The following is an 8,771-nucleotide window of genomic DNA, read 5'->3' on the forward strand; positions in this document are numbered from 1 at the left end:
GGCAGACACCGCGGTCCGGCCGAGTAGGCCCTGATCAGGGAGGGCGTCGTGGCCCAGCGCAGCACAGCGGACGCGCTGCTCGACGGACCCACGCCCAAGCACGCCCAGCTGCGGGAGATCCTGCGGGAGCTCGCCGCCGCGCAGCTGCCGCCGGGCGCCGCGCTGCCCTCCGAACGGGACCTCACGCTGCGCTACGGCGTCTCCCGGTTGACGGTGCGCGAGGCCATCGGCCAGCTCGTGTCCGAAGGCCTGCTGGTGCGGGTCCGCGGCAAGGGCACCTTCACCGCCCGCCCCCGGGTCGACGTCCGGCTGGACCTGGCGTCGTTCACCGAGGACATGCGCCGCCGCGGCCTGCACGCGGAGACCGAGGTGCTCGGCCACGCCGAACTGCCGCCGCCCCCGGACACCGCCGAAGCGCTCGGCCTCGAACCGGGCGCGCCCGCCTACTGGCTGACCCGGCTGCGCAAGGCCGACGGGACACCGCTGGCCGTGGAGCGCGGCTGGTTCCACCCGGCCGCGGCACCGGGTCTGCTCGGCCGCGACCTCACCGAATCCATGTACTCGCTGCTGGAGCGGCACTACGGCGTCCGGCTGGAGCACGCGATGCAGACGGTGCTGGCCGAGAGCGCCGACGCGGAGACCGCCCGGCTGCTGCAGGTGCAACCCGGCAGCCCGCTGCTGGTGTTCCGCCGGGTCTCGACCTCCCGCGACACCCCGGTCGAGGACGTGCGCTCCTGGTACCGGGGCGACGCGTACCAAGTGACGATGCCCCTGCGAACCCAGGCCGGAACCACCGGCCGCCCACCCGAGGAGGTAGCCCCATGACCGTCGGCTCAGCGAGCGGCGGCGCGAGCTCGAAGGGCTTCGCGCTGCTGCAACGGCTCGGCCGGAGCCTGATGCTCCCGATCGCCGTGCTGCCCGCGGCCGCGCTGCTGCAGCGGCTCGGTCAGGAGGACCTGCTGGGCAGCGTCTCGGGGTTGCAGACCGTCGCCGGGGTGATCGGCGCGGCCGGCGGCGCCCTGTTCGACAACCTGCCGCTGCTGTTCGCGATCGGCGTGGCGATCGGTTTCGCCCGCAAGGCGGACGGCACGACCGCGCTGTCGGCCGCGGTCGGCTACCTGGTGCTGGCCGGGGTGATGTGGGAGATCACCGGCCAGGAGGCCGGGACCTCGTTCAACAAGGGCCCGTACGGCGTGCTCGGCGGCATCATCGCCGGTCTCGTCGCGGCCTGGTTGTGGCAGCGCTACCACCGGATCAAGCTGCCCGACTACCTCGGCTTCTTCGGCGGGCGCCGGTTCGTGCCGATCGTGACCGCGGTGGCCATGCTGGTGATCGGCACCGTGCTGGGCCTGCTGTTCCCGCTGTTCGACGCAGGCCTGACCGCGTTCAGCGACGTGGTGACCGCCAACGCCGTGCTCGGCGGCGGCATCTACGGCCTGATCAACCGGCTGCTGCTGCCGTTCGGGCTGCACCACATCCCGAACAACGTGGTGTGGTTCCTGTTCGGCGACTACCACGGCCAGAAGGGCGACATCGCCCGGTTCTTCGAGGGCGACCCGACCGCGGGCACCTTCCAGACCGGCTTCTTCCCGATCTTCATGTTCGCGCTGCCCGCCGCCGCGCTGGCGATCTGGCGCAGCGCGCCGCCCGCGCAGCGCAAGGTCGTCGGCGGCGTGATGCTCTCGGTGGGGCTCACCTCGTTCCTCACCGGCATCACCGAGCCGCTGGAGTTCTCGTTCATCTTCGTGGCGTGGCCGCTGCTGCTGATCCACGCGGTGCTCACCGGCACCTCGCACATGCTGGTGAACTACCTGGACATCCACTCCGGGTTCGGGTTCTCGGCGGGTGCGATCGACTACGTGCTGAACTTCGGCATCTCGCAGCGGTCGCTGTGGCTGATCCCGATCGGCCTGCTCTACGCGGTGATCTACTACTTCGTGTTCCGGTTCGTCATCACGAAGTGGAACCTGCGGACTCCGGGCCGGGAGGACGCGGGCGAAGGCTCCGCGCTGCTGGACGAGGGCCAGAGCAGCGGTGACGCGAAGCCGGCGAAGGCGGATCCGGCCGCGAGCGCCGAATCCCAGGAGAACTTCAGCTCCACCACCGCGACGATGTCCACCGACACCCCGGCCGAGGGCGGCGCCGATCCGAAGCCCGCCGACGGCGAGGGCACCGGCAAGTCCTGAGCCGCGCACCGGCTCCAGCACCTCCACCAGGAAAGGGGAACCCCATGCCCGAGCGACGGGTGACCGTGGCCAGCAAGGTCGGCCTGCACGCGCGTCCCGCCGCGCTGGTCGCCAAGGCGGCCGCGGCCCAGACCGTGCAGATCACCATCCGCAAGTCCGACACCGAGCCCGTCCAGGCCGGCAGCATCCTCGGGCTGATGACGCTCGGCGCCGGTCACGGCGACGAGGTCGTCCTCGCCGCCGAGGGCGACGGGGCGGACGCGGCCCTGGACCAGCTCGCGGAGCTCGTCGGATCGGATCTCGACGCGCAGTGACGCCGTGCTGGAGCGGGGGGGGGGGGGGGGGGGGGGGGGGGGGCGCCCCCCCCCCCCCCCCGCTGTCGTTCCGGCGCGCGGCGATCAGACCGCGTTCTGCTCGATCCAGTCCGCGTGCGCGGTCAGGTCGGTCCAGATCCCGGTGCCGGTGCCGCACAGCGGGCTCTCGTCGCCGTCGCGGCTGGTCGCCCCGATCAGCTCCCAGCGCCCCGGCTCACCCGTCAGCTGCGGTCCCCCGGAGTCGCCGTTGCAGCCCTGGGCGCCCTCGGTGGGGCTGTCCGTGCACAGCTCGGTGGCGTCGTCGAACCCGTTGCCGCACCGGTCGCCCGGGACGAGCTCGGTGTCCAGCTCCTGCAGCTGCGTCGGCAGCTCGGGGCACTGCTCCCGGTCGTCGCAGGTGACGCCCCAGCCGATGATCCGGGTCGCGTCGCCGGGCGCGCCGGAGCCGGCCGCCAACGCGATCGGCTGCTGCTCCACGGCCCGGTCCAGCTTCACCAGCGCCACGTCGTTGCCGGGGTTCGCCCCGTCGTAGCCGGGGTGCACGACCAGTTCGGAGACCCCCACCAGGGTTCCGCCGGTGGTGTTGTCCGCGCTGCCGACCCGGGCCTGCACGTCGCCCGGCTGCTGCCCGGCGGCGCAGTGCGCTGCGGTCACCACCCAGTCCGGCCGGATCAGCGAACCGCCGCAGAAGTGGCCGCCGCCGTCGGTGAGCTGCAACGACACCATGAACGGGTACTGCTCGGTGGCGTCGTGCCCGCCGACGATCATCGGCTCCATGTCGGGTTGGGTGGCGGACGCCGCCACCGGGGCCGCCGCGAGCGTGATCGCCCCCAGCACCCCCAGCAGCACTGCTCGTCCGTCCCGGGTCCGGCGGGTGGGTCGGATCATCGCTCGCTCCTCGCTCCGTGCTGATCTGCTGCGAAGCGAGATTAGGGGGATCCGCGCGCCGGGGGATCAGCCGAACGGACAAGGCGATCTCGTCCTTCCAGCCAGGAAACGATCAGAGCGGGAGCGCGAGCTCCCCGCCGGTGGCGGCCAGCAGCGCGTCGCGCATCGCCGCGCGCGGCGCCGTCCTGCCGGTGAACAGCTCGACCTGGCCGAACGCCTGGTGCAGCAGCATGTCCAGCCCGGTCGCCAGCCGCCCGCCCGCCGCGGACACCGCGTCGGCCAGCGGCGTCGGCCACGGGTGGTAGATCACGTCGAGCACGCAGGCCGCCCGCGCCAGCTCGGCCGCGTGCGGATCGGCGGCACCCGCGGGCAGCGTGGAGACCAGGACGTCCACTTCGGACGCCGCCGCGCCCAGGTCCAGCGAGTCCAGCCGTTCGACCGACACCCGCAGCCCCACCTGCTCCGCGGTCAGCACCACGTCCCGCGCCCGCGCGGGCTCGCGCACCGCGACGGTCAGCTCCGCGAGGCCCAGCTCCGCGAACGCGGCGACCGCGGCGGCGGCCGCGCCGCCCGCGCCGAGCAGCACCGCGCGCGGCCCGCCGGTGAACCCGCCCGCGGCGCGCAGCGCACCGGTCACCCCGTCCACGTCGGTGCAGTCCGCGGCCCACTCCCCCGACCCGAGCCGGGTCAGGGTGTTCGCCACGCCGACGGCGGCGGCCCGGTCGGTGACCTCCTTCGCCAGGCCCAGCGCGGCGCGCTTGCCCGGCATGGTCACCGACAGGCCCGCCCACTCCGGTCCGAGGGACCCGACGAGTTCGGCGAGCCCGTCGGCGTCCCGGTCGAACCGCTCGTAGCTCCAGCCGGTCAGCCCCAGCTCGCGGTAGGCCGCGGTGTGCAGCACCGGCGACAAGGAGTGCCCGATCGGCGAACCGACCACGGCCGCCTTGCGCCCGGTCCGATCAGAACGCGCCACGTTGCCGCGCCTCGGTGATGTAGCGGTCGTGCTCGGCCATCGTGGTGGCGAAGCAGGACGTGCCGTCCGGGTAGCACTTCACGAAGTACGACCAGGTCCCTTCGGCCGGTTTCTCCGCCGCGACCACCGCGGCCGTGCTGACGGTGGAGATCGGCGTCGGCGGCAGGCCGTAGTTCTGGTAGGTGTTGTACGGTCCCGGACGCTGGCGGTCCTCCGGCTTGGTCAGCAGCGTCGGCTTGTCCAGCGGGTAGTTGATCGTCGAGTCGAGCTGCAGCTGCATCTGCGGGTCGGTGGTCCGGTTGTAGATCACCCTGGAGACCTTGTCGAAGTCCCGCTCGATGCCTTCGCTCTGCACCAGCGACGCGATCGTCAGCAGCTGGTACGGGGTGCGGCCGGTGCCCTCGGCGGCCTGCGGCAGGCCCGCGGCCTCCAGCAGCGCCGCGGACTTCGTCACCACCTGGCGCAGCACCTCCTCGGCGGGCTCGCCCGGCTTCACGTCGTAGATGCCGGGCATGATCAGCCCTTCGAGCCGCCGTTCCGGCTCGGCCTTCGACGCGCCCTCGATCGCCCAGTCCGGCACGCCCAGCGTCGCCAGGTCGACGGTGCCCGCGGCCTCGTGCATCTGCTCCGGAGTGGTGCACTTGCTCTCGTCGCCGGTGCAGGTGGCCTCGGCGAGCTTGGTGAGGATGCCCGGCGTCTTGCCGCCGTCGGGGCTCTGCTGGTCCTCCAGCCGCTGCCCGCCGCGCACCTCGATGCGGCCGGTCTTCGCCTCCGGCGACAGGATGTGGCTGACCGCGGCCGAACCGGACATCTTCGACCGCATCAGGTAGAAGCCCGGCTGGATGCTGTTGATCTGCTTGTTGTCCTGCGCCGCCTTGGTGAACGCGGTGGTGGAGGCCACCACGTCCGCCTTCGACAGGGCCCGGCCGACGGCGCTGACGGTGTCGCCGGAGGTGACCTCCACGATCACCTCGCCGGTGCCCTCGCCCTCGTAGTCCTCGTAGGACCCGATCTGGAGCATCTGCATGGCGCCGTACACCACGCCACCGCCCACGAGCAGCAGGACCAGGAGTCCGGCCAGGGCGGTCACCGAACCACGTCGTTTCCGGCGGCGCAGTTCGGCCCGCTGCTCGCGGGCCTCCCTGCGGCTTCGCCGCGGCGGCTCGCCCGCGTCATCCGCGAACAGGCCGAGATCGTCGCTCACGAAAGGTCCTCTCAGGTGGTCTGCGACCGGGCGTCAAGCCATGCCTGCAAGATCTCCACTGCGGCGGCCTGGTCGACCACGGCGCGTTGTCGCTTGCCGCGAACCCCCCGTTGGGAGAGCATGCGGCTCGCCGTGACCGTGGTCAACCGTTCGTCGTGAAAGCGCACCGGGATCGGGTCGATCCTGGTGGCCAGTGCTTCCGCGTAGGCGTGGGCGGATTCGGCGGCGGTGCCGTGCCTTCCCGCGAGCGTCTTCGGCAGGCCGATCACGACCTCGACCACCTCGTGCTCGACGACCAGCTGGGCCAATTCCACCAGGTCGCGTTCCGCTTCCACATCTCGCTGGAGCGTGACCAGCGGAGTGGCCAGCATCGGTGCCGGGTCGCTGAGCGCGATCCCGACGCGCACCGCGCCGACGTCCACCCCGATCCGGCGTCCCGCTCCCGGGTCAGGGGCGTCGGCGGCCGGGCCGCCCCCCCGCGATCCTGAGGTCACCCCTGGACCGCCTCGCCCAGGGCGCGGCGCAGCGCCTCGATCGCGGCGGGCACGCCGGCCGGGTTCGAGCCACCGCCCTGCGCCATGTCCGGCTTGCCGCCGCCGCGCCCGCCGACCTCGGCGGCGAACGACGGGACCAGCTTGCCCGCGGCGAGCCCGAGGTCCCGCGCGGCGTCGTTGATGCCGACCACGAAGGACACCTTGCCCTCGCCCGGGTCGGCGGCGAACAGCGCCACCACCGCGGGGCGTCCGGCGAGCCTGCCGCGGACCTCACCGGCCAGCGCGCGCAGCGCACCGCCGTCCACGCCGTCCGGGACCTGCTCGGCGACCAGGCTCACGCCGCGCACGTCGGCGGCGCGCCCGGCGAGGTCACCGGCGGAGGACAGCACCTGCTGCACGCGCAGCTGCTGCAGCTCCTTCTCGGCGCCGCGCAGCCGGGCCACCACTCCCTCGATGCGCTCCGGGAGTTCTTCGGCCGGCACCTTGAACTGCTCGGCGAGCTGGGTGACCAGCAGGTGCTCCTTGCTGATGTGGCGCATCGCGTCCATGCCGACGAGCGCCTCCACCCGGTGCACGCCGGAGCCCACCGAGGAGTCCGCGACGAGCTTGACCACGCCGAGCTGGCCGATGCGGCCCACGTGCGTGCCACCGCACAGCTCCCGCGAGTAGTCGCCCATGTCGACCACCCGCACCTGGTCGCCGTACTTCTCGCCGAACAGCGCGACCGCGCCCAGCTCCATCGCCTTGTCCATCGTCGTGGTGTAGGAGGCGACCTCGACGTCGTTCTGCAGGTAGGAGTTGACCTCCTCCTCCACGCCGCCCAGCACCGCGGCCGACACCGAGGCGGGGGCGGTGAAGTCGAACCGCATCCGGCCCGGCGAGTTCAGCGAACCGGCCTGCGCCGCCCGCTTTCCGTAGGCGCTGCGCACCGCCGCGTGCACCAGGTGCGTCGCCGAGTGCGAGCGCTCGATGGCGCGCCTGCGGTCGCGGTCCACCGCCGTCTCCAGCTCGGTGTCCACGCCCAGCTCGCCGGAGACGACCGTCGCGCGGTGCACGAACAGGCCCGGCACCGAGCGCTGCACGTCGTGCACCCGCACCTCGACGCCCGGGCCGACCAGGGTGCCGGTGTCGGCGATCTGGCCACCGCCCTCCGCGTAGAACGGAGTGCGGTCGAGCACCAGCTCCACCTCGGTGCCCGCGTCCGCCGACTTCGCCGGGACGCCGTCGACGAGCAGTCCCAGCACCCGGCTCCGCGACTCCAGGTCGGTGTAGCCGATGAACTCGGTGGTGCCGTGCTGGTCCAGCAGCGTGCGGTAGGTGGACAGGTCGCCGTGGCCGGTCTTGCGGGCCTTCGCGTCCTCCTTGGCGCGGCGCCGCTGCTCGCCCATCAGCTCGCGGAAGCCCGCCTCGTCCACGGCCAGGCCCTGCTCGGCGGCCATCTCCAAGGTCAGGTCGATCGGGAAGCCGTAGGTGTCGTGTAGCTGGAACGCCTTGGCGCCCGCCAGCTGCGCGCCACCGGCCTTCTTGGTGTCGGCGACCGCCACGTCGAAGATCTTCGAACCGGCGGTGAGCGTGGTCAGGAACGCCTCTTCCTCGTTCCGGATCACCGAGTCGATGCGCTCGAACTCGGTCGTGAGCTCCGGGTAGGACGGCGCCATCGCGTCCCGCACGACCTGGGTGAACTCACCCAGCACCGGCTCCTGCACGCCCAGCAGGCGGGCGGAGCGCACGATGCGGCGCAGCAGCCGGCGCAGCACGTAGCCGCGGGCCTCGTTGCCGGGGGTGACGCCGTCGCCGACGAGCATCACGCCGGAGCGGGCGTGGTCGGCGATCACGCGGAACCGCACGTCGTCCTCGGGGTTCGCGCCGTAGCTGCGGCCGGAGAGTTCCTCGGCCTTCGCGATCACCGGGCGCACCAGGTCGGTCTCGTAGACGTTCTCCACGCCCTGCAGCAGGCACGCGACCCGCTCGACGCCCATGCCGGTGTCGATGTTCTTCGTCGGCAGCTCACCGAGCAGCGGAGCACCCTTCTTCGGGCTCTCCTCACCCCGGATGTCCTGCATGAACACCAGGTTCCAGATCTCGATGTAGCGGTCCTCGTCGACGTTCGGGCCGCCCTCGCGGCCGTAGTCCGGGCCGCGGTCGTAGTAGATCTCCGAGCAGGGACCGCCGGGGCCGGGCACGCCCATGTCCCAGTAGTTGTCCTCCGCGCCGCGCACCTGGATGCGGGCCGGGTCGATGCCGGTGGTGTTGCGCCACAGCGCCGCCGACTCGGTGTCGTGCTCGTAGACCGTGACCCACAGCCGTTCCGGGTCGATGCCGTAGCCGCCGTCGGCGACCGAGGAGGTCAGCAGCTTCCACGCGTGCTCCATGGCGCCTTCTTTGAAGTAGTCGCCGAAGGAGAAGTTGCCCGCCATCTGGAAGAACGTGTTGTGCCGGGTCGTCTTGCCGACCTCGTCGATGTCGCCGGTGCGCACGCACTTCTGGATGCTCGTCGCACGCGGGTACGGCGCCGGGGCGTCACCGAGGAAGTACGGCTTGAACTGCACCATTCCCGCGTTCACGAACAGCAGGGTCGGGTCGTCCAGGATCAGGGAGGCGCTGGGCACCACGGTGTGGCCGGTGCCGCGGAAGTGCTCGGTGAAGCGGTGGTTGATCTCGTGGGTCTGCACGGTGGTTCCTTCGGAGGGTGCTGCGGGGTCGGGGTTCGGG

Annotated in this window: 8 protein-coding genes; 3 read left to right on the forward strand and 5 right to left on the reverse strand. The window is 72.4% G+C overall.

Features of this window, described 5'->3' with window-relative positions; translation table 11 throughout:
• Nucleotides 1–48 precede the first annotated feature (48 nt).
• The 3 genes from LCD31_RS06385 to LCD31_RS06395 are packed head-to-tail and all read left to right on the forward strand — an operon-like array spanning nt 49 to nt 2,500.
• Nucleotides 49–825, forward strand: a complete 777-nt coding sequence (locus tag LCD31_RS06385) for a GntR family transcriptional regulator (RefSeq protein ID WP_224956594.1) — start codon at nt 49–51, stop codon at nt 823–825.
• Nucleotides 822–2,186, forward strand: coding sequence for a PTS transporter subunit EIIC (locus LCD31_RS06390; RefSeq protein WP_224956595.1), 1,365 nt, complete (start codon nt 822–824; stop codon nt 2,184–2,186). Before LCD31_RS06385 ends, LCD31_RS06390 begins: the two co-directional genes overlap by 4 nt.
• A 44-nt stretch (nt 2,187–2,230) precedes the next feature.
• Nucleotides 2,231–2,500, forward strand: a complete 270-nt coding sequence (locus LCD31_RS06395) for an HPr family phosphocarrier protein (protein ID WP_224956596.1) — start codon at nt 2,231–2,233, stop codon at nt 2,498–2,500.
• Nucleotides 2,501–2,584: 84 nt separating this feature from the next.
• Here the strand turns inward: LCD31_RS06395 and LCD31_RS06400 are convergent, their stop codons facing one another.
• The 5 genes from LCD31_RS06400 to alaS all read right to left on the reverse strand — a co-directional run bounded on the left by LCD31_RS06400 (nt 2,585) and on the right by alaS (nt 8,731).
• Nucleotides 2,585–3,388 (reverse strand): trypsin-like serine protease, encoded by an 804-nt coding sequence (locus tag LCD31_RS06400; RefSeq protein ID WP_224956598.1) that lies wholly within the window; start codon nt 3,386–3,388, stop codon nt 2,585–2,587.
• 112 nt (nt 3,389–3,500) lie between these two features.
• Nucleotides 3,501–4,361 carry a shikimate dehydrogenase gene (locus LCD31_RS06405; protein WP_224956599.1) on the reverse strand — a complete coding sequence of 287 codons (861 nt, stop codon included), beginning with the start codon at nt 4,359–4,361 and terminating at the stop codon, nt 3,501–3,503.
• Nucleotides 4,348–5,565: an endolytic transglycosylase MltG gene (gene mltG / locus LCD31_RS06410; RefSeq protein ID WP_224956600.1), complete on the reverse strand. Its 1,218-nt coding sequence runs from the start codon at nt 5,563–5,565 to the stop codon at nt 4,348–4,350. The genes LCD31_RS06405 and mltG overlap by 14 nt, the downstream gene beginning before the upstream one ends.
• Nucleotides 5,566–5,576: 11 nt before the next feature.
• Entirely contained in the window at nt 5,577–6,059 is a 483-nt protein-coding gene (gene ruvX, locus LCD31_RS06415) for a Holliday junction resolvase RuvX (protein ID WP_224956601.1), read from the reverse strand.
• A complete protein-coding gene (gene alaS / locus LCD31_RS06420; RefSeq protein WP_224956602.1) occupies nt 6,056–8,731 on the reverse strand; it encodes an alanine--tRNA ligase in 2,676 nt (891 codons plus the stop codon). The genes ruvX and alaS overlap by 4 nt, the downstream gene beginning before the upstream one ends.
• Nucleotides 8,732–8,771: the final 40 nt, after the last annotated feature.

Origin of the sequence: Saccharopolyspora sp. 6M, from assembly GCF_020176775.1 — a bacterium.
GTDB lineage: Bacteria > Actinomycetota > Actinomycetes > Mycobacteriales > Pseudonocardiaceae > Saccharopolyspora_C > Saccharopolyspora_C gregorii.

Coding starts and splice junctions, on each gene's coding strand:
- LCD31_RS06390 (WP_224956595.1), top strand. CDS start 822: ATGACCGTCGGCTCAGCGAGCGGCGGCGCGAGCTCGAAGGGCTTCGCG.
- LCD31_RS06395 (WP_224956596.1), top strand. CDS start 2,231: ATGCCCGAGCGACGGGTGACCGTGGCCAGCAAGGTCGGCCTGCACGCG.
- LCD31_RS06400 (WP_224956598.1), bottom strand. CDS start 3,388: ATGATCCGACCCACCCGCCGGACCCGGGACGGACGAGCAGTGCTGCTG.